The sequence below is a fragment of the Pseudoxanthomonas sp. Root630 genome, assembly GCF_001427585.1.
Lineage (GTDB): Bacteria > Pseudomonadota > Gammaproteobacteria > Xanthomonadales > Xanthomonadaceae > Pseudoxanthomonas_A.
Genome location: NZ_LMGY01000019.1, coordinates 74,842 through 94,887, shown reverse-complemented (window position 1 = coordinate 94,887; position 20,046 = coordinate 74,842). Strand labels below are relative to the sequence as shown.

19 protein-coding genes and 1 riboswitch are annotated in these 20,046 nt (G+C 68.8%); of the genes, 14 read left to right on the top strand and 5 right to left on the bottom strand.

All coding sequences use genetic code 11. The features are described 5' to 3' along the window. The 7 genes from minC (at window position 1) to ASD72_RS18170 (ending at window position 7,040) form a co-directional block, all read left to right on the top strand. A complete protein-coding gene (gene minC / locus ASD72_RS18205) occupies window positions 1-768 on the top strand; it encodes a septum site-determining protein MinC (protein ID WP_235578061.1) in 768 nt (255 codons plus the stop codon). Between the two features lie 41 nt (window positions 769-809). Further along, complete coding sequence (minD, locus tag ASD72_RS18200) at window positions 810-1,619, top strand: septum site-determining protein MinD (RefSeq protein ID WP_056881384.1); 810 nt, start codon at window positions 810-812, stop codon at window positions 1,617-1,619. Between the two features lie 2 nt (window positions 1,620-1,621). Next, on the top strand, window positions 1,622-1,876 hold the full coding sequence (gene minE, locus ASD72_RS18195) for a cell division topological specificity factor MinE (protein ID WP_056881383.1): 255 nt from the start codon (window positions 1,622-1,624) through the stop codon (window positions 1,874-1,876). A gap of 75 nt (window positions 1,877-1,951) precedes the next feature. After that, complete coding sequence (locus tag ASD72_RS18190) at window positions 1,952-2,401, top strand: hypothetical protein (protein WP_235578060.1); 450 nt, start codon at window positions 1,952-1,954, stop codon at window positions 2,399-2,401. 367 nt (window positions 2,402-2,768) lie between these two features. Next, window positions 2,769-4,745, top strand: a complete 1,977-nt coding sequence (locus ASD72_RS18180; RefSeq protein ID WP_056881380.1) for a M2 family metallopeptidase — start codon at window positions 2,769-2,771, stop codon at window positions 4,743-4,745. An 83-nt stretch (window positions 4,746-4,828) separates the two neighbouring features. Next, window positions 4,829-6,382: a hypothetical protein gene (locus tag ASD72_RS18175; protein ID WP_056881379.1), complete on the top strand. Its 1,554-nt coding sequence runs from the start codon at window positions 4,829-4,831 to the stop codon at window positions 6,380-6,382. Window positions 6,383-6,509: 127 nt separating this feature from the next. After that, a complete protein-coding gene (locus tag ASD72_RS18170; RefSeq protein ID WP_056881378.1) occupies window positions 6,510-7,040 on the top strand; it encodes a metal-dependent hydrolase in 531 nt (176 codons plus the stop codon). A gap of 156 nt (window positions 7,041-7,196) precedes the next feature. Here ASD72_RS18170 and ASD72_RS18165 read toward each other — a convergent pair whose 3' ends face one another. Next, window positions 7,197-7,607 carry a hypothetical protein gene (locus ASD72_RS18165; RefSeq protein WP_056881377.1) on the bottom strand — a complete coding sequence of 137 codons (411 nt, stop codon included), beginning with the start codon at window positions 7,605-7,607 and terminating at the stop codon, window positions 7,197-7,199. A gap of 18 nt (window positions 7,608-7,625) precedes the next feature. Then, window positions 7,626-8,879 carry a multidrug effflux MFS transporter gene (locus ASD72_RS18160; RefSeq protein WP_056881376.1) on the bottom strand — a complete coding sequence of 418 codons (1,254 nt, stop codon included), beginning with the start codon at window positions 8,877-8,879 and terminating at the stop codon, window positions 7,626-7,628. Between the two features lie 200 nt (window positions 8,880-9,079). Next, window positions 9,080-9,198: riboswitch (glycine riboswitch) on the top strand. Between the two features lie 42 nt (window positions 9,199-9,240). Between ASD72_RS18160 and gcvP the strand changes: the two genes are divergently transcribed. Next, the gene (gcvP, locus tag ASD72_RS18155) at window positions 9,241-12,144 is read left to right on the top strand and encodes an aminomethyl-transferring glycine dehydrogenase (RefSeq protein WP_200948928.1); all 2,904 of its coding nucleotides are present in this window, start codon (window positions 9,241-9,243) and stop codon (window positions 12,142-12,144) included. A 124-nt stretch (window positions 12,145-12,268) separates the two neighbouring features. Further along, entirely contained in the window at window positions 12,269-13,453 is a 1,185-nt protein-coding gene (locus ASD72_RS18150; RefSeq protein WP_056881374.1) for an FAD-binding domain, read from the top strand. Between the two features lie 15 nt (window positions 13,454-13,468). On the opposite strand, the gene ASD72_RS18145 is transcribed toward ASD72_RS18150, so the two are convergent. Then, window positions 13,469-14,209, bottom strand: coding sequence for an SDR family oxidoreductase (locus ASD72_RS18145; RefSeq protein ID WP_056881373.1), 741 nt, complete (start codon window positions 14,207-14,209; stop codon window positions 13,469-13,471). 97 nt (window positions 14,210-14,306) lie between these two features. Between ASD72_RS18145 and ASD72_RS18140 the strand changes: the two genes are divergently transcribed. Together ASD72_RS18140 and ASD72_RS18135 are read left to right on the top strand one after the other, a co-directional pair. Continuing rightward, entirely contained in the window at window positions 14,307-15,230 is a 924-nt protein-coding gene (locus tag ASD72_RS18140; RefSeq protein ID WP_056881372.1) for an AraC family transcriptional regulator, read from the top strand. 10 nt (window positions 15,231-15,240) lie between these two features. Beyond that, window positions 15,241-16,485: a cation:proton antiporter gene (locus tag ASD72_RS18135; protein WP_056881479.1), complete on the top strand. Its 1,245-nt coding sequence runs from the start codon at window positions 15,241-15,243 to the stop codon at window positions 16,483-16,485. A gap of 19 nt (window positions 16,486-16,504) precedes the next feature. Here ASD72_RS18135 and ASD72_RS18130 read toward each other — a convergent pair whose 3' ends face one another. After that, complete coding sequence (locus ASD72_RS18130) at window positions 16,505-17,407, bottom strand: LysR family transcriptional regulator (protein ID WP_056881371.1); 903 nt, start codon at window positions 17,405-17,407, stop codon at window positions 16,505-16,507. A 127-nt stretch (window positions 17,408-17,534) separates the two neighbouring features. Between ASD72_RS18130 and ASD72_RS18125 the strand changes: the two genes are divergently transcribed. Then, on the top strand, window positions 17,535-18,299 hold the full coding sequence (locus tag ASD72_RS18125) for an SDR family oxidoreductase (protein ID WP_056881370.1): 765 nt from the start codon (window positions 17,535-17,537) through the stop codon (window positions 18,297-18,299). 171 nt (window positions 18,300-18,470) lie between these two features. Here ASD72_RS18125 and ASD72_RS18120 read toward each other — a convergent pair whose 3' ends face one another. Further along, a complete protein-coding gene (locus ASD72_RS18120; RefSeq protein ID WP_056881369.1) occupies window positions 18,471-18,899 on the bottom strand; it encodes a VOC family protein in 429 nt (142 codons plus the stop codon). 133 nt (window positions 18,900-19,032) lie between these two features. On the opposite strand from ASD72_RS18120, the gene ASD72_RS18115 reads away from it, so the two are divergent. Together ASD72_RS18115 and ASD72_RS18110 are read left to right on the top strand one after the other, a co-directional pair. Further along, window positions 19,033-19,491 (top strand): hemerythrin domain-containing protein, encoded by a 459-nt coding sequence (locus ASD72_RS18115; protein ID WP_056881368.1) that lies wholly within the window; start codon window positions 19,033-19,035, stop codon window positions 19,489-19,491. Between the two features lie 106 nt (window positions 19,492-19,597). Beyond that, window positions 19,598-20,038: a hypothetical protein gene (locus ASD72_RS18110; RefSeq protein ID WP_155944734.1), complete on the top strand. Its 441-nt coding sequence runs from the start codon at window positions 19,598-19,600 to the stop codon at window positions 20,036-20,038. Window positions 20,039-20,046 lie beyond the last annotated feature (8 nt).

The window sequence follows — 20,046 nt, the reverse complement described above, 5'->3', positions numbered from 1 at the left end:
GTGACCCGGACCCACATGGACTACGAACAGGCCGGCGAACTGAAGATCGGCCAGGTCGGCATCGCCAACCTCCGCATCCGCACCCTCGACGTCGATCAACTCACCCGCGAAATGCGCGAGCGCGTGGAACGCGCGCCCAAGCTGTTCGGCCGCGCCGCGGTGATCGTCGATTTCGGCGGCCTGGCCCAGATGCCCGACGCAGCCACGGCTCAGGCGCTCATCGAGGGCCTGCGCGGCGCCGGCGTCATCCCGGTGGCGCTGGCCTACGGTTCCCGCGACACCGAGGTGCTGGCCGAGCAACTTGGCCTGCCGTTGCTGGCCAAGTTCCGCGCGCAATACGAGCCCGTCGGCGCGGCCGTCCCGGCGCCCGCCCCGCGTGCAGCCGAGCCCGCGCCTGCGAAATCCGCGGCCCCTCCGGCCCCCAAGTCCGCCGACAGCAAGCCGGGCCTGGTCCAGAAGACGCCCGTGCGCTCCGGTCAGCAGCTCTACGCCGAGAATCGCGACCTGACCGTGCTGAGCACGGTCGGCGCCGGCGCGGAAGTCATCTCCGACGGCTCCATCCACATCTACGGCGCCCTGCGCGGCCGCGCCCTCGCCGGCGCCCGCGGCAATGCCGATGCGCGCATCTTCTGCCGCGAGTTCCACGCCGAACTGGTCGCCGTCGCCGGCCACTACAAGGTGATGGAAGAAGTGCCCAAGGAGCTGCGCGGCAAGGCCGTGCAGATCTGGCTGGACCAGGACCAACTCAAGATCGTCGCGCAGGACTGAGCGCGACGCCCCGAACATAAGAACGACCAAGGAGAACACCGTTGGCTGAAATCATCGTAGTCACGTCCGGCAAGGGCGGCGTCGGCAAGACCACCACCAGCGCCAGCATCGCCTGCGGGCTGGCCCGTCGCGGCAAGAAGGTCGCGGTCATCGACTTCGACGTCGGCCTGCGCAACCTCGACCTCATCATGGGCTGCGAGCGCCGCGTGGTGTACGACTTCGTCAACGTCACCCAGGGCGAGGCCACGCTGAAGCAGGCCCTCATCAAGGACAAGCGGTTCGAGACGCTGTACGTGCTCGCCGCCTCGCAGACGCGCGACAAGGACGCGTTGACGAAGGAAGGCGTGGAGAAGGTGCTGAAGGACCTGTCCGACGACGGTTTCGACTTCATCGTCTGCGACTCGCCCGCCGGCATCGAGAAGGGCGCGTTCCTGGCGATGTACTTCGCCGACCAGGCCATCGTGGTGGTCAACCCGGAAGTGTCTTCCGTGCGCGACTCCGACCGCATCCTCGGCCTGCTGGATTCCAAGACCCGGCGCGCCGAGAACGGCGAGCCGCTGAAGGCCAACCTGCTGCTGACGCGCTACAACCCCGCGCGCGTGGAAGGCGGCGAAATGCTCAGCATCAAGGACGTGGAAGACGTGCTGGGCCTGAAGACGCTGGGCGTGGTCCCCGAGTCCGGCGACGTGCTCAACGCCTCCAACAAGGGCGAGCCGGTCATCCTCGACCTCGAATCGCCGGCTGGCCAGGCGTACGACGACACCGTCGCCCGCCTGCTGGGCGAAGACCGCCCGCTGCGCTTCATCACCCTGGAGAAGAAGGGTTTCTTCAGCAAGTTGTTCGGAGGTTGAGCATGGGCCTGTTCGATTTCCTCAAGGCGAAGAAGAACACCGCCGAGACCGCGAAGAACCGCCTGCAGATCATCATCGCGCAGGAACGCAACTCGCGCGGCGCTCCCGACTACCTGCCGCTGCTGCGCCGCGAGCTGCTGGAAGTCATCAAGAAGTACGTCAACGTCGACGTCGATGCGGTCAAGGTCGACCTGATCAAGGATGGCGACCACGACGTGCTCGACATCTCGGTGGCGCTGCCGGAAGGCAACAACTGACGCCGTAACGGGCGGAGCCCTGCTCCGCCCGCGTTTCCGATGAACGCGACGCTGACCGAAACCGAGGCCTCCGTGATGCGGGTGGGCAGCCTGTTCTTCGGGGATGCCGCCTCGCTGCTGGCCGGCTACGGCCTGCTGCTCCATCGCGTCGAGGATGGCGCGCCGATCCCCGGCAGCTACTGGGGAGAGCCCGAGGCGGGCGTGATCGCGCACAACGTCTATGTGCGCGGGGACACGCCCGTGCACTCCATGCTGCACGAGGCCTGCCACCTGATCGTGCTCCCTTCGGAGCGGCGCGCGCAGGTGCACACGGACGCCACCGATTCGGTGATCGAGGAAGACGCCACCTGCTGCCTGCAGATCATCCTGGCCGACGCCCTGCCCGGCGTTGGGCGCGCGCGCCTGATGGCCGACATGGACGCCTGGGGGTATACCTACCGGCTGGGGTCGACGCAGGCGTGGTTCGAGCAGGATGCGGATGACGCCCGCACGTTCCTGCAGGAACGCGGGCTGCCCTTCCGCTGATCTGGCGGCGACACCCGGACGCGCTGCGGCGCGCGATCTGCCGCGGCGCCCGTCATTCCAGTGGGCGCGGTTCGAGCAGGATGCGGATGACGCCCGCRCGTTCCTGCAGGAACGCGGGCTGCCCTTCCGCTGATCTGGCGGCGACACCCGGGCGCGCTGCGGCGCGCGATCTGCCGCGGCGCCCGTCATTCCAGTGGGCGCGGTTCGAGCACGACGCCGACGATGCCCGCGCGTTCCTGGAGGAACGAGGCCTGCCGCACCGCTGACGGCGCTTTCCTGCCGGGCGTCGTGACGTCGCACTTGCCGCCCTTCCCCCGTCTCACTACCCTTCGGGTTCCCGTGCCAGCCGCACCCCGAAGGACGTCCCGTGAAGCACCGTCATCTCCTGCTCGCCCTCGCCATCGGCGCCGGCATCGCCACGCTCGCCGCCTGCAAGAAGGACGAACCGGCCGCCGAGACCGCCGCCGCACCCGCTGCGCCGAAGGGCGAGACCGCCGACCAGTTCGTCGCGCGCGTCAACGACGAATTCAAGAAGATGTACCCGGAGCTCACCGCCGCGCAATGGCTCTCGAGCACGTACATCAACGATGACAGCCAGCTGCTGGCCGCCAAGGGCAACGAACGCTACCTGACCCAGCTCAACAGCTGGATCGAGCAGGCGAAGCAGTTCGAAGGGCAGAAGATGTCGCCCGAAACCGCGCGCGCCATCCAGTTGCTGAAGCTGGCCACCGCGATGCCGGCGCCGAAGGATCCGGCCAAGCTCGCGGAGCTGACCCAGATCGCCACGAAGATGGAAGGCACCTACGGTGCGGGCAGCTATTGCACCGGCGAAGGCGATGCGAAGAAATGCCGCCAGTTGGGCGAGCTCGAGGACGTGTTGCGCAGCAGCCGCGACTACGACGCGCAGCTGGATGCATGGCAGGGCTGGCACACGATCGCCCAGCCGATGCGCAAGGATTACACCCGCTTCGTCGAACTGGTGAACGAAGGCTCCAAGGAGATGGGCTTCGCCGACGCCGGCGAGATGTGGCGCAGCGGCTACGACATGACGCCCGCCGAGATCGCCGCCGAGACCGACCGCCTGTGGGGCCAGGTCAAGCCGCTGTACGAACAGTTGCACTGCTACACCCGCACCAAGCTGCAGGCGACCTATGGCGTGGAGAAGGGCCAGGTCAACGGCCTGCTGCCCGCCCACCTGATGGGCAACATGTGGCAGCAGGACTGGGGCAACCTGTGGGACATGCTGGAGCCGTACAAGGGCGCCGGCAGCCTCGACATCACCGGCGCGCTGGAGAAGCAGTACCAGGCCGACTACCAGGCGGCGCTGGCCAAGGCCGGCCCCGGCCCGGGCACGGACAAGCTGTTCCAGGCCGAGCGCGAGGCGCAGTTGCAGGTCGCCAAGCAGATGACCGAGCGCGCGCAGGACTTCTACACCAGCCTGGGCATGCCGAAGCTGCCCGAGAGCTACTGGACCAAGACCCAGTTCATCAAGCCGATGGACCGCGACGTGGTCTGCCACGCGAGCGCGTGGGACATGAACATGACCGGCGACGTGCGCACCAAGATGTGCATCAAGCCGAACGAGGAAGATTTCACCACCATCTACCACGAGCTGGGCCACGTGTATTACTACCTGGCCTACAACAAGCTGCCGCCGCTGTTCCAGACCGGCGCGCACGACGGCTTCCACGAAGCCATCGGCGACACGATGGTGCTGGCGATGACGCCGGACTACCTGAAGTCCATCGGCATGGTCGGCGACCAGCAGCAGACCAACGAAGCGCTGATCAACGCGCAGATGCGCATGGCGCTGGCCAAGGTGTCGTTCATGCCGTTCGGCCTGATGATCGATCGCTGGCGCTGGGGCGTGTTCGACGGCAGCATCAAGCCGACCGACTACAACAAGGCCTGGTGGGACCTGAAGGCGAAGTACCAGGGCGTGGCGCCGGCCACCGCGCGCAGCGAGGATTTCTTCGACCCGGGCGCGAAGTACCACGTGCCGGGCAACACGCCGTACACGCGCTACTTCCTCTCGCACGTGCTGCAGTTCCAGTTCTACAAGGGCCTCTGCGATGCGGCCGGCTACAAGGGCCCGCTGTACAACTGCAGCTTCTACGGCAACAAGGCGGCGGGCCAGAAGTTCTGGGCGATGCTCGAGAAGGGCGCCAGCCAGCCGTGGCAGGGCACGCTGAAGGAGCTCACCGGCACCGACAAGATGGACGCCGGTGCGGTGCTGGAATACTTCGCGCCGTTGCAGGACTGGCTGAAGCAGCAGAATGAAGGCCAGACCTGCGGCTGGCCGGCGACCGCACCGGTCGCCGCCGCCGCACCCGCCAAGCCCTGAACCCGCCCCGTGGGCGGGCCCGCGTCGGCCCGCCCGTTCCCGACACACGCTCCGACAAGGAGGTCCCACGAATGACACGATCCATGAGTCTGCGATGCCTGGCCAGCCTGCTGCTGGCTGCCCTGCCCTTCGCCGCCAGCGCCGCGGCCACCCAAGCGGCCGGCGAAGCCAGCCGCACGCCGGCACAGGCCGCGCCCGCCTGGAAGCTCGCGCAGTTTCCTGCACGCAGCGTCACCCGGCAGGGATACCGGGAACTGGCCATCGAACGGTTGGTGGAGCTGGAACGGAACAATGCGAGCGAACGCATCAAGGCCACCCAGATCGGTGTCGGTCGCAAGCTGCTGGGGGAAGGCGTCGAACGCGTGACGCCCGCGGTCCGTTGGGTGTCGATCCCGTCGGGCGGCGCGGTCGCCCGGCTGCAGGTGGGCTCACCGGATGCGCTCGGCTTGCGCGTGGGCCTGCAGGTGAAGGGTCTGCATCCGCACGTGGAGCTGCGCTTCGCCGGCACGGATGATCCCCAGCGGGTCGTCGCACGCGTCACTGCGGCCGAAGCCCAATCGTTGGCCGACGCCAACGGGCTGTACTGGACGCCCTCCACCGACGGTGCGGCGCAGATCATCGAGATCTATCGCCCTGCGCACGTCAAGGCGACCCAGGCACGACTGCAGGCACCGCAGGTCTCGCACTTGCTGACCAACAGCCGCAACGACTTCAAGATCGTCGAGAAGCTGGGCGAATCGGCCAGCTGCAACATCAACGCCATGTGCCGCGTCGACCAGCTGGGAGCGGCCTACGTGCGGGCGAAGAATTCCGTCGCGCACATGGTGTTCGTGAAGAGCGGCAGCAGCTACATCTGCACGGGCACGCTGCTCAACGACACCACCGCGTCCACGCAGGTGCCCTACTTCTATTCGGCCGCGCACTGCATCGCCGACCAGACCGTGGCCAACACGCTCAATACCTATTGGGGCTACGAGAATTCCGGCTGCGCGACCCTAGACGGCATGCGGACGAATCCGCTCACCGGCGGTGCCGACATCCTGTTCGTCGATGCGGCCGTGGATGCGCTGCTGCTGCGCCTGAAGAATCCCGCTCCCGCCAGCGCGACTTTTTCCGGCTGGGATGCGAGTCCGCTGGCGGCCAACGCCGAGGTGATCGCGATCCACCATCCCAAGGGCGACGCGAAGAAGTACTCGCGCGGCCAGCACGTGACCGACGCTTACGCGGAGCAGTTCACCGTGGGCTGGCTCGAGGGCACCACTGAAGGCGGCAGCAGTGGTTCCGGGCTGTTCACCCGTCATACCGACAACAGCTACCGATTGAGGGGCGGCCTGTACGGAGGGAATGCCTCCTGCGCCAATACGGGCAATCTGTCCAATACGGCGAATCGCGACCACTACTCGCGCCTGGACCTGGTCTTCCCCCAGATCAAGCAGTGGATCGCCGCGGATCCCGTCCTCGAGCGCAGCTCGCAGCCCCTCGTGCGGAGTGCAGGTGCCACCGCGGGCGCCACCGCCCAGGGCCAGGGCGCGCGCGCCACAGGGACGACGGATGTCGCTGCACCGCCGGCGTCTTCGACGACCGTCGAACGTGCGCGCCAGACCGCCCCCTTGCGCACGACCCAACGCGAACGCTGAACCCTGCACACGGGATGTCCCAGGAAAAGGCCGGCGCATGCCGGCCTTTCCTTTTGGGCACACGCGGACTTCATCGGAGCCACACGCCGCCGGTCGATGCTGGGCACCACCACGGACGATGCCCCACATGCCCACGATCCTGACCCACGCCCTGCTACCGCTCGCCGCCGGCATCGCAGCGGGACGCAGACGTCTCCCGCCGCGACTGGTCGTTGCCGGGATGATGGCCGCGATGCTGCCCGATGCCGACGTCGCGATGTTCGCGCTCGGCATCGACTACGCGCACGCCTTCGGTCATCGCGGCGCCAGCCATTCGCTGATCTTCGCGCTGGCGTGTGGCTTGCTGGCCGCCTGTTTCGCGCGAACGCTGAGGACATCGCCCATCACCGCGCTGTTTTTCGTCGCACTGTCCGCCGCCTCGCATCCCCTGCTCGACATGCTGACCGACGGTGGCCTGGGCGTCGCGCTGTACTGGCCGTGGTCCGACGCGCGCCACTTCGCGCCATGGCGAGTGATCGACGTGTCGCCTTTCGCGAACCGCTTCTTCAGTGCACGCGGCGTGGAGGTGTTGCTGTCGGAGATGCGGTGGGTGTGGTTGCCGATGATCGCGCTTGCGGGGTCCGGAGCGTGGCTACGCCATCGCCACGCTCCAATGTAGGAGCGACGTGAGTCGCGACCGCACGGCTGGATTGCTTGATTGGCCCTGGCAAGAGCAGGACAGCAGCGACGGCAACACCACCGCTCCTCTCCTTGCCGTCGACATGTCAGAGTCTGCGGTCGCGACTCACGTCGCTCCTACAGAAAGCGCCAACCATCAGTTCACGTCCGGCGCCGGTTCCGGCTTGTTCGCCTTCATCTGCTCGGCCATCTGCTGCTCGAACTGTTCCAGCGTCAGCCCCTGCGCGGCCGCCTCGATCACGGCCGTATCGCGCAGTTCATCGGAATAGACCAGGCGCACCGCATTGCCCTGCGCCTCGTGCAGGGCCGCGGCCTGCTTGATCATCGCCAGCACTTCCGCCGCGCTGTCCGAGCTACCGGCGATGCGGCCGTCCATGCCCAGCACCCACACACCGGCCTGGCGCACGATGCCGGCCAGCAGGTCGCCCTGCGGATTGCGCAGTTCGGCGTGCGGCTCGATCGCCGGTGCGTTGGCGCGCGACACGTTGCGCTCCTTGGTCGCCTTGCGCTTCTTCGCTTCGCGTCGGGCCTTGGACTGGATGGACATGGGAAATCTCGCTGTAAGTCAGAGTTGATCGGTGGGCTCGAGCGCGGCCGGCGCGCGCGGGCAGGCGGGCTGGCGGCGGCTCGCGTGCGCCTCCCACTGCCACATCAGCCAGCCGACCAGCACGAAGCCGGCCATGCCCAGCGCCAGGTGCAGGCCATGATGGCTCAGCAACGGCGAGAGCACGCCGGCGATGATGGCGTTCACCACCAGATTGCTGAAGGCCTGCAGCGACGACGCCGCGCCGCGCTGGCGCGGATACATGTCGAGGATGGCCAGGGTCAGGATCGGGAACACCAGCGCCACGCCCAACGCCGCCAGCATCATCGGCAGCACCGCCCACGGCACCCGGATGTCCGCGCCGGCCCAGGCGTTGTAGCCCACGTTCGCCACCATCGCCAGCGCCATGCAGGCATAGCCGATCCTCACCAGGCGCGCGCCTTCCATGCGGCCGGCCGCACGGCCGGACAGGAACGCGCCCAACACCATGCCGCCGATGGTGGGCAGGAACAGCCACGCGAACTGCTGCTCGTTGAGGTGCAGCAGGTCCATCACGAACGCGGGCGCGGAGGCGATGTACAGGAACAGGCCGCCGAAGCTCAGCGAGCCGGCCAGCGCCAGGCGCAGGAAGCGCCGGTTGCGCACGATGCCGACGTAGTCGCGCAGCAGGTGCCGCGGCGACACCTTCAGGCGCACCTCGGCCGGATGCGTCTCCGGCAGCCACACGGCCACCGCGACCAGCAGTACCAGCGAGAAGGCCGCCAGGAACCAGAAGATCATCGGCCAGGCGCTCCAGCCGAGGATCCAGCCGCCCACGATCGGCGCGATCGCCGGCGCGATGCCGAAGATCATCGAGACCTGGCTCATCAGCCGTTGCGCATCGTCGCCCTGGCGCGCATCGCGGATCACCGCGCGGCCGACGATGAAGCCCACGCCCGCGGACAGGCCCTGCAGCGCGCGGAACAGCAGCAGCGTGCCCATGTCGGTGGCCAGCGCGCAGCCCGCCGAGGCGAGCAGGAACAGGAACAGGCCGCCCTGGATCACCCGCTTGCGCCCGAATGCATCCGACAGCGGCCCATGCACCAGGCTCATCAGTGCGTACGTCAGCAGGTAGGCGCTGATGGTCTGCTGCATCGCCACCTTGTCCGCGCCCAGCTGCGCGCCCATGGCCGGGAAGGCAGGGAAGATGGTGTCGATCGAGAACGGGCCGAACATCGCCAACCCGCCCAGCAGCAGGGCCAGGCGGCGGTTGGAGATGGCGTGGGGGGCACTCATTGCGGGGAACGCTCCGGACGGGCGCGGCGGTCCACCATGAACAGGCCGCGCCGGGCGGCACATGGTACGCCGAAACCGCCGGCGGCCCCGCCGCCGGGCTATAATCGGCCGGCAATACCCGGTGGGAGAAGCCCGTCGCACGCGACCGGCTGCCGAAGGCGCAAACGCCCGTAATCGCTCAGGCCCGATACCACCACTGCAACAGACACTCTGGAGAGACCGGCCGCCTCGCGGCAGCGCCGGCGCCGAAGGGGCACGAAGCACGCGACCTCGTCCGCCGTGCTTCCAAACTCTCAGGCAAAAGGACAGAGGGGCATCCCACGTGCGGTTTCCGCGCGCCGGTCCTCATTGCCCTTCCCGGATGCCTGCCATGTCGAATACCCCCACCCTGCGCGAGCTCGAGCACCACGGCGCGTTCCTCGAACGCCACATCGGCCCCAACGACGCCGAGATCGCGCACATGCTCGGTGTCGTCGGCCATGCGTCGCTCGACGCGATGACCGATGCCATCGTGCCGGGCAACATCAAGTCCGCGCAGCCGCTGGCCCTGCCCGCGCCGATCAACGAGGAAGAAGCGCTGGCGAAGATCCGCGCCGTCGCCGACCGCAACCAGGTCTTCCGCAGCTTCATCGGCCAGGGCTACTACGGCACCCACACGCCGAAGGTCATCCTGCGCAACATCCTCGAGAACCCGGCCTGGTACACGGCCTACACGCCCTACCAGGCGGAGATCTCGCAAGGCCGCATGGAAGCGCTGATCAACTTCCAGACCATGGTCGCCGACCTGACCGGCATGGAGATCGCCAACGCTTCGCTGCTGGACGAAGGCACCGCCGCCGCCGAGGCGATGACGCTGGCCAAGCGCTCGGCCAAGTCGAAATCGAACACCTTCCTTGTCGCCGGCGACACCCATCCGCAGACGCTGGAAGTGCTCGCTACCCGCGCCGAACCGCTGGGCATCACCGTCGACGTCGTGCGCTCCACCGACGCCTTCCACGAGAAGCTCGCCGCCGGTGATTACTTCGGCGTGCTCGTGCAGTACCCGGCCTCCAGCGGCTGGGTCGAGGAATGGACGAAGGATGCCGAGACCATCCACGCGCACAACGCGCTGTTCGTGGTCGCCACCGACCTGCTCGCGCTGACCCTGCTGAAGTCGCCGGGCGAAATGGGCGCAGACATCGTGGTCGGCAACTCGCAGCGCTTCGGCGTGCCGTTCGGTTTCGGTGGCCCGCATGCGGGCTTCATGGCCTGCCGCGACGCGTACAAGCGCAGCATGCCGGGCCGCCTGATCGGCGTGTCGGTCGATGCCGAAGGCAAGGCCGCCTACCGCCTGACGCTGCAGACGCGCGAACAGCACATCCGCCGCGAGAAGGCGACTTCCAACATCTGTACCGCGCAGGTGCTGCTGGCCGTGATGGCCAGCATGTACGCCGTCTACCACGGCCCCGACGGCCTGAAGCGCATCGCCGGCCGCGTCGCCCGCCTCACGGCCATCCTCGCCGAAGGCCTGCGCACGCTGGGCTACCCGGCGGTGCACGCCAGCGCCTTCGACACCCTGTGCATCGAACCGGGCGATGCCCGCGATGCCATCCTCGCCCGCGCCCGCGCCGCACGCATCAACCTGCGCGTGCGCGGCAACGGCTCGCTGTGCCTGTCGCTGGACGAAACCACCACGCGCGCCGAAGTCGAAGCGCTGTGGGGCGTGTTCGCCGGCGAAGGCGCCACGCTGCCGTCGATCGACGCGCTGGATGCCGCCGCACCGTCGCTGATCCCGGCCGGCTTGCGGCGCACCAGTGCGTTCCTGACCCACCCAGTGTTCAACACGCACCACAGCGAGCACGAACTGCTGCGCTACATGCGCGCGCTGTCGGACAAGGACCTGGCGCTGGACCGCACCATGATCCCGCTGGGCAGCTGCACCATGAAGCTCAACGCCACCGCCGAGATGATCCCGGTGACGTGGCCGGAGTTCGGCAACATCCACCCGTTCGCGCCGGCCGAGCAGTCGCAGGGCTACACGCAGCTGATCGATGAACTGGAAGCGATGCTGGTCGAATGCACCGGCTACGACGCCGTCAGCCTGCAGCCGAACTCCGGCGCGCAGGGCGAGTACGCCGGCCTGCTCGCCATCCGCGCCTACCACCGCGCGCGCGGCGATGCCCATCGCGACATCTGCCTGATCCCCGAATCCGCGCACGGCACCAACCCGGCCAGCGCGCAGATGTGCGGCATGACCGTGGTGGTCACCAAGTGCGATGCCAACGGCAACGTCGACGTGGAGGACATCCGCCGCGCCGCCGAGAAGTACAGCGACCGCCTGGCCGCGATCATGATCACCTACCCGTCCACGCATGGCGTGTTCGAGGAAGACGTGGTCGCCATCTGCGACATCGTCCACCAGCACGGCGGCCAGGTGTACACCGACGGCGCCAACATGAATGCCCTCGTCGGCGTGGCCAAGCCCGGCAAGTGGGGCTCGGACGTTTCGCACCTCAACCTGCACAAGACCTTCTGCATTCCGCACGGCGGCGGCGGCCCCGGCGTCGGTCCCTGCGCGGTGAAGGCGCACCTGGCGCCGTACCTGCCGAAGAAGCTGGGCGGCGAAGGCGACGTCGGCATGGTCAGCGCGGCCAGCTTCGGCAGCGCCAGCATCCTGCCGATCAGCTGGATGTACGTCACCCTGATGGGCGCCTCCGGCCTGCGCAAGGCCACCCAGGTGGCGCTGCTCAACGCCAACTACATCGCCAAGCGCCTGGAAGCGCATTACGAGACGCTCTACACCGGCCGCAACGGGCTGGTGGCGCACGAGTGCATCCTCGACCTGCGCCCGATCAAGGACGCCACCGGCATCAGCGCCGAAGACGTCGCCAAGCGCCTGATCGACTTCGGCTTCCACGCGCCCACGCTGAGCTTCCCGGTCGCCGGCACGCTGATGGTCGAGCCGACCGAGAGCGAATCGCAGCACGAGCTGGACCGCTTCATCGACGCGATGATCGAGATCCGCGAGGAGATCCGCGCGGTCGAGGACGGCCGCCTGGACCGCGAGGACAACCCGCTGAAGAACGCGCCGCACACCGCCACGATGGTGATGGCCAGCGAGTGGACCCACGCCTATCCGCGCGAACTGGCCGCATTCCCGCTGGCCACGCTGAAGCTGCAGAAGTACTGGCCGCCGGTGGGACGCGTGGACAACGTCTACGGCGACAAGAACGTCATGTGCGCCTGCATCCCGGTGGATGCGTACAAAGACGAAGTGGACGCCTGAGTGCGGCGCCACGTATGACGAAGAAGCCCCGCCGATGCGGGGCTTTTTCTTGCGCCACCGCGACAACGTGCGTGCCTGGCCGATACCGGGCACGCTTGGATTCGAACCACGGGGAGACGCATCGATGAAGGTCGTCATCAACGGAGCCGGTATCGCGGGGACCGCGCTGGCGTACTGGCTGGGCAGGCTCGGCCACGGCGTGACGCTGGTGGAGCGCGCGCCTGCACTGCGGACGGGCGGTTTCGTGGTCAACCTCTGGGGCATCGGCTACGACGCGCTGGAGCGCATGGGCCTGCTGCCCACGTTGCTGGACATGCAGCACACCACCGACGCGTTGCGCATGGTGGACCAGGCCGGGCGCACCCGCGGCGGCTATCCGTCCAGCGTGCTGCTGAAGCTCGCACACGGACGCATGGCCACGCTGGCGAGGTCCGATATCGCCGCGACCCTCTACGGCGCCCTCGATGGCCGGGTGGACACCCGGTTCGGCGACAGCATCACGGCCATCGAGGATGACGGGGCGCGGGTGCGCGTCATGTTCGAGCAGGCGGCGCCGCAGGAAGCCGATCTCGTGATCGGCGCCGACGGTCTGCATTCGCGCGTCCGCGAATACGCGTTCGGCCCGCAGGCGCGGTTCGAGTATCCGATGGGGTGCCACGTCGCTTCGTTCGAGGTGGCCGGCTACCGGCCCCGCAACGGGAACGCCTACGTGGCCTACACCGCGCCCGGTCGCTACGTCGCGCGCTTTCCGATGCGCGACGATCGGATGCTCTTCTTCGTCCTGCTGCGCGACGAACATCTCGCAGACGGAACACCCCGCGACCTTGCCGGACGCCAGGCCGCGCTGGTCCGTGCGCTCACCGGCATCGGGTGGGAATCCACCGCCATCGTGTCGGCGGTCGAGCAGGCGGACGACATCTACTTCGACAGCATCAGCCAGATCCGCATGGACCGCTGGGTCCAGGGCAACGTGGCGTTGATCGGCGATGCCGCAGCGTGCCCGTCCCTCATCGCAGGAGAAGGCGCGGGCTTCGCGCTGGCGGAAGCCTACGTACTCGCGGGCGAACTCCACCGACACGGCGACGACACCGCCGCGGCGCTTGCGCGCTACCAGGCGCGCCTGCACGCCGTCGTCGCCCGCAAGCAGAAACACGCGGAAAGCCTGGCCGCCTCGTTCGTGCCCAGAACGGCGCTCGGCGTGCGCCTGCGCGACTACACCACGCTCCTGATGCGCCTGCCCGTCTTCCCCCGGCTCCTGATGGGGCGCTACTTCCACGACGAACTGACCCTGCCGGATTACGGGATCTGACGCGACGCGATTTCCCTACGCCGCGGCCAGCGCCACCGCATCGGCGCCGGCGGGGAATCGCAGCTGTCCACCCGTGTCGTGGACCGCCGCCCACACCGCCTGTGCGACGTCGGTTTCCAGGGTGAACGCGCTGGCATCGGCGAACCCGGCGAACACGTCCTGCGCGTAACGCGCGTAGGCATCGGGCACCAAGCCTCGCATGCGCTCCTCTCCGTTCGCGGCGAAGCGCGTAGTGGGTGCGTAGCCCGGCTCGACCAATCGCACCGCCACGTCGAACGCGCCCAACTCGTGCGCGAGCGACGCGGTGAAGCCTTCGACCGCCGTCTTGCTCGCGGTGTAGGCCGCCACCAGCGGCATCGGTGCCAGGGTGGCGCTGGACGTGACGTTGACGATGGTGCCCGCACGCCGCGCACGGAACGCGGGAATCACCGCCTGCGCCATCGCCATCGTGCCGAACGTGTTGGTGTCGAAAATCTCGCGCACGGTCGACATCGGCGTGGCCTCGAACGCGCCGAACAGGCCCAACCCGGCATTGTTGACCAGCACATCCAGCGGGCCGGCGGCCTCCAGCGCGGCCGCGATGCTGTCGGGCCGGGTGACATCCAGGGCCAGCACGCGCAAGCGTTCGTCGGTGGGCAGCAGCTCGGGGCGCGGCGTGCGCATGGTGGCGATGACGCGCCAGCCCTGGGCGTGGAAGTGGCGGGCGGTCGCCAGGCCGTAGCCGGAGGAACAGCCGGTGATGAGGACGGTCTTCATGGAAGGATTCCGGGGTCGTTGATCGGGAGGCCACGATAGGCGAGCATCACCGGACGCTCTATCGCCCTGCGTCCACATTTCTTGTTGGATCGTCCATATGTCAGACCCGCTGTCCGACGTCGTCCGCCTGCTCCGCCCGCAGGCCGCCTTCTCCAAGGGCATCACCGCCGCGGGTGCCTGGGCCGTGCGGTACAGCCGGTTCGGCGAACCGAGCTTCTGCATCGTCCAGGCCGGCCAGTGCGTGCTGGCCGTCGATGACCATGCGCCCGTGCTGCTCGAAACCGGCGATTTCGTGCTGCTGCCGGCGACACCGGGGTTCCTGTTGTCCGATGGGCGCACGCAGCTCCCCCACCACATCGATCCCGTCCGCGATCCGCCCCCCGACCAGGCGATCCGCCACGGCCGCCAGGACGGACCGCCGGACGTGCGCCTGCTCGGTGGCTGGTTCCGTTTCGACGCGGATGAACCCGGCCTGCTCGCCGCGCTGCTGCCCGCGCTGGTGCATGTGCGCGGCGTACCGCGCTTCTCGCCGTTGGTGACGCTGCTGAGCGATGAAGCCGACGACGACCGCCCGGGACGCGACGTGGTGCTGTCCCGGCTGGTGGACCTGCTGCTGGTGGAAGCCCTGCGCGCCACGCCCGCGGCCGCCGCGCCACCGGGCCTGCTGCGCGGACTCGCCGATCCACGCCTCGCACCGTCGCTGCGCGAACTGCACGCACGGCCCGCGCATGCCTGGACCGTCACCGAGCTCGCCCGGCACGCCGCGCTCTCGCGCTCGGCGTACTTCGAACGTTTCAGCCGCGCCCTCGGCATCGCCCCCATGAGCTACCTGCTGCACTGGCGGATGGCCCTGGCCCGCGAGTTGCTGCGCGAAGGTCGCGTCAGCGTGGCAGAAGCCGCCGAACAGGTCGGCTACCGCTCGCCCGCCACGTTCAGCACGGCCTTCCTGCGCCTCACCGGCCTGCCGCCGCGACGCTATGCCCGCCAGCACGCCGCGACACCGCGCGCGACCCACGGGTAACATCGCCGCCATGACCGATCTCACCGCGCTCGCCCTCGATGCCCTGATCTTCATCGGCCTGGCCTGGACGGCCTGGCGCGCGTTGGGGCGGTCGATCCCGATCGCCGTCATCCCGATCATCATCGGCCTGCTGCTGGCGGCCACCGGCGTACTGCCCGCCAGCTGGGGCGTGCCGTCGAAGCTCGGCGACCAGATCGGCTTCATCGGCGTGCTGCTGCTCGCCTTCACCGCCGGCCTGGAAACACGCCAGTCCGCGCACCTGCCCAGCGCGCCGAATGCGGCGCCGCTGCCGCGCCCGCAGGCGCTGCGTTTCATCGCCAGCGCCAGCATGGCGCTGCTGCTGCCGTTCGTCGCCGGCACGCTGGCGGCGCATTACTACTTCACCGGCCTGCCGGGTTGGGACGCACCGAAGGGCGGCGCGTGGATGGGCTCGCTCGCGATCGGCCTGTGCATCGCGGTCAGCGCGCTGCCGGTGCTGATCGGCATCATCCGCGAGCTCGGACCGCTGCACCGCCCGCTCACCCAGATCGCATTGCGCATCGCCGTGATCGACGATGCCGTGCTCTGGACCGGGCTCGCGCTGCTGCTGCTCGCGGCCGAAGGCGGCTCGCTGCTCGCCAGTGCGTCGTCGGCCACCGCGTTGGCCGTCGGCGTGCTCGTGGCGCTCGCCTTCGCAGGTCGGCTGGCGCAGCGCGCACAGGCCGCCCCGCCGGTGTGGGCGGTGTGGATCGCATTGCCGGTGTTCCTCGTCGCCGGTGCATGGGCCAGTTCGCAGCTGGGCCTGCATGCGTTGCTCGGCGCGTACTTCGGCGGCGCGATGGTGCCCTCCGCATGGTCGCGCCGCGTGCCGGTCGAACGCCTCGGCCAGTTCGCCCTGATCGGCATCGCCCCGCTGTTCTTCGGCCACAGCGGATTGAAGATCGATGGCAGCGTGCTGGGCTGGGCCTCGCTGCAGGCCTCGGTGGCGCTGCTGGTGGTGGCCGTGGCCGCCAAGCTGGCCGCCGTGATCGCCTGCCCGCCCTCGTCCACGCTGTCGCGCCGCGACGCGCTCGCGGTCGGCGCGCTGCTGCAATGCAAGGGCCTGATGGAAATCGTCGCGGCCACCATCCTGCGCGACAAGGGCCTGCTGTCCGAACACGCCTTCGCCGCGCTGGTCACCCTCGCCGTGCTGTCCACGCTGCTCACCGGCCCGTTCTTCCGTGCGCTGGTGAAGCGCCGCGCCACCGCCGACGCGCACGGCCGTCACGCCGTGTGATCGCGGCTACGCATCCAGATCACGCATCCAGGTAAGGGCGCGTCGTCTCCGTCAGCCACGCCATGAACGCCTGCACGCGCTGCGGCAGGTGGCGGCGGTGCGCGTACAGCAGCGTCACCGGCATCGGCTCGGCGGCGTACTGCGGCAGCACCTCCTCCAGCAGCCCCTGCTCCACCAGCGTGCGCAGGCCGGCGACCGGCGCCTGGATCAGGCCCAGGCCGGCGATGCACGCCGCTTCGTAGGCATCGGAACTGTTGACCGTCAGCGCGCCTTCCATCGGCACGCTGGCGTAGCGCGCGCCATCCCAGTACTCCCAGCCGTCGGGCTTGCCGCCGAACTGGCTGGCGTAGTGGATCAGCCGGTGCGTGTGCAGATCCCCCGGCGACTGCGGCACGCCATGGCGCTGCAGATACGCCGGGCTGGCGCAGGTCACCACCCGCAGCTGGCCCAGCGGCCGCGCGATCAGGCTGGTGTCGGCCAGCGTGCCCACCCGCAGCACGCAGTCGAAGCCCTCGCGCACCACGTCCACGCGGCGGTCGGTGCAGCTCAGCTCCAGCGCGAGTTGCGGATGGTCGTGCAGGAACGCCGGCAGGTGCGGCAGCACGAAGTGCCGCGCGAAGCGCGCCGGCATGTCCACCCGCAACCGGCCGCGCAGCGCCTGCGGCGAACGCGCGAACAGGTGCTGCACTTCGTCCATGTCGGCCAGCAGGTCCTGGCAGCGCTCGTAGAAGGCCTGCCCGTCCTGGGTGAGCTGCACGCGCCGGGTGGTCCGGTGCAGCAACTGGGTGCCCAGCCAGGCTTCCAGCTGCTGCACGGCGGTGGAGACGCTGGCCTTGGGCAGGCCCAGGCTGTCGGCGGCACGGGTGAAGCTGGCCATCTCGGCGACCCGGACAAAAGCCTGCATGGCATCGAGGCGGTTCATGGTGGCTCCGGCGATTGTTCGCCACAGGCGAACGGTGCAATCGGTTCAGGCCAGTTTATCCATCAGATCACGCCCAATACAGTGCTTCCACGGTGAACCCACCGCCTTCCCCGACTGGAGACCTGCCATGACCCCAACCACCTCCCCTCTCACCCTGATCACCGGCGGCAGCCGCGGCCTGGGCCGCAACATGGCGCTGGCCGTCGCCCGCCAGGGCCACGACGTGCTGATCACCTACCGTAGCCAGCAGTCCGAAGCCGAGGCCGTCGTGGCCGAGATCGAGGCCCTCGGCCAGCGCGCCGCCGCGCTGCCGCTGGACGTCGGCCAGAGCGACAGCTTCGACGCCTTCGCCGAGGCCGTGCGCGTACGGCTTGCGGCCTGGGGCCGCGAACGTGTCGATCATCTGGTCAACAACGCCGGCATGGGCGTGCACGCCGGTTTCGCCGAGACCACGCGGGCGCAGTTCGACGCGCTGGTCGACGTGCACTTCAAGGGACCGTTCTTCCTCACCCAGGCGTTGTTGCCGCTGCTCGCCGATGGCGGCCGCATCATCAACATCTCGTCCGGCCTGGCGCGCTTCGCCCTGCCCGGCTACGCCGCCTATGCGGCGATGAAGGGCGCAATGGAAGTGCTGACGCGCTACCAGGCGAAGGAACTGGGCGCGCGCGGCATCGCGGTGAACATCATTGCACCCGGTGCGATCGAAACCGACTTCGGCGGCGGCGCCGTGCGCGACAACGCCCAGCTCAATGCCTTCGTCGCCTCGCAGACCGCACTCGGCCGCGTGGGCGTACCCGACGACATCGGTGGCGTGGTCGCCTCGCTGCTCTCGCCCGCCAACCGCTGGGTCAACGCGCAGCGCATCGAAGCCTCGGGCGGGATGTTCTTGTAAGCGTGTGACGCTTCCTTCTCCCCGCAAGGCGGGGAGAAGGTGCCCGAAGGGCGGATGAGGGGCGCGCGCGAACGCGGTATTACCTCGGGGTTCGTCGTCCTGGACTTCGTTCGCCCCTCACCCGCCTTCGGCACCCTCTCCCCGCTACGCAGGGAGAGGGAACGCGCGGGGCTAGAACTCCACCTTCACCGACGGCGCACTGCGCTTGGCTTCGCCGTGGTACACCGCTTCGATGTTGTTGCCGTCCGGGTCCAGCACGAACGCGCCGTAGTAACCCGGGTGATACGCCCGCAGGCCCGGCGCTCCGTTGTCCTTGCCGCCGTGCGCCAGCGCGGTCTCGTGGAAGCGGTCCACCATCGCGCGGTCCTGCGCCTGGAACGCGATGTGGTGGCGGCCGGTGAGCTTGCCGTCCGCCGCTTCGCTGTCGGCGGTGGAGACGAACAGCTCGTCCGCCCAGAAGTAGTTGCCGCCGTCGCCGCCCATCGGAATGCCGAGCACGTCGAACACCGCGGCGTAGAACGCGCGGCTGGCGTCCAGGTCGCGCACGACCAGCTGGATGTGGTCGATCAAGCGACCGCGATGCAGTTCATGGGTTTCCATGGCAAAACCTCCGGTGGTGGTCGCGGCAGTATCCGCGCGCATTGTGGACAGCGAGTGTCCGCGAGGCGCCGTTAACGCGGCCTCGACAGCGCGTGAGGGACGCTGCCATTCCGCCAGCCATCCCGAGCGCGCCATGCCCGAGTCCATCTACGACGCCCTGCACGAAAGCCACGAGGCCCAGCGCGCGCTGTGCCGCCGCGTGCTGCGCTCCAAAGCCGGCACGCGCGAGCGGCTGGACCTGTTCACCGCGTTGCGCATCGAGCTGGCCGCGCACGCCGCCGCCGAGGAGCGCTTCCTCTACGTGCCCCTCCTGATGGACGACCGCGGATTGAATTCCTCGCGACATGCCTTGCACGAACATCACGAGATCGACGAACTCGTCGAAGACATCCAGGCCCTCGATCCGCGCCACGCCGCGTGGCTGAAGAAAGCGCGCGCGCTGTCCGAGAAAGTGCACCACCACCTGCGCGAGGAAGAGAAGAAGTTCTTCCAGGTTTCCGGCCGCATCCTCAGCGCCACCAGGAAGACGCAGCTCGCCCGCCAGTACCGGCGCGACTACGCCCGCATGCGCAAGGAACTGGAAACGGCATAGTCCGCTACGCGTTCTTTACGCCTCCGTCGCCGGAACGCATGGCGACGTTACGGGGTGCGGGCCTAACGTGGCCACACCGCACACGCTGTGCGCCACCGACCGCTCCATGTCCATCCTGATCCTGCGCGGCCCGCATGCCACGCATCCCGACACTTCCTTCCTCGACCGATCGCTGCGCGCCCGGGCGCACGCCGCCGGGCAGGCGATCCACTGCCGTGCCTTCGCGACCGCCCGCGACCTGCTCGCTGGCCTGTGCCGCGCGCGCGGCGATCGTGCCGACGTGTTGCTGCTCGATGTCGGCGACCTGACGCTGCCGGACGCAGCGCACACGCGAGCCCTGCGCGACGCGCTGGACGCATGGCCCACGCCGTACATCGAACTGCACGACGACGCCGCGCATGCGCTGGAACCGCGCCTGCAGCCACGGCACGCGCCGCTGGTCACCGTGATCCTGCGCGACGACCTGCCGCGCGCCTACACGATGGCGCTGGACATCGCGCTACGCCGCGCCGACCGCGCGCCTGTCGCGGAGCCCTTCCATGCCTGATCCGGAGC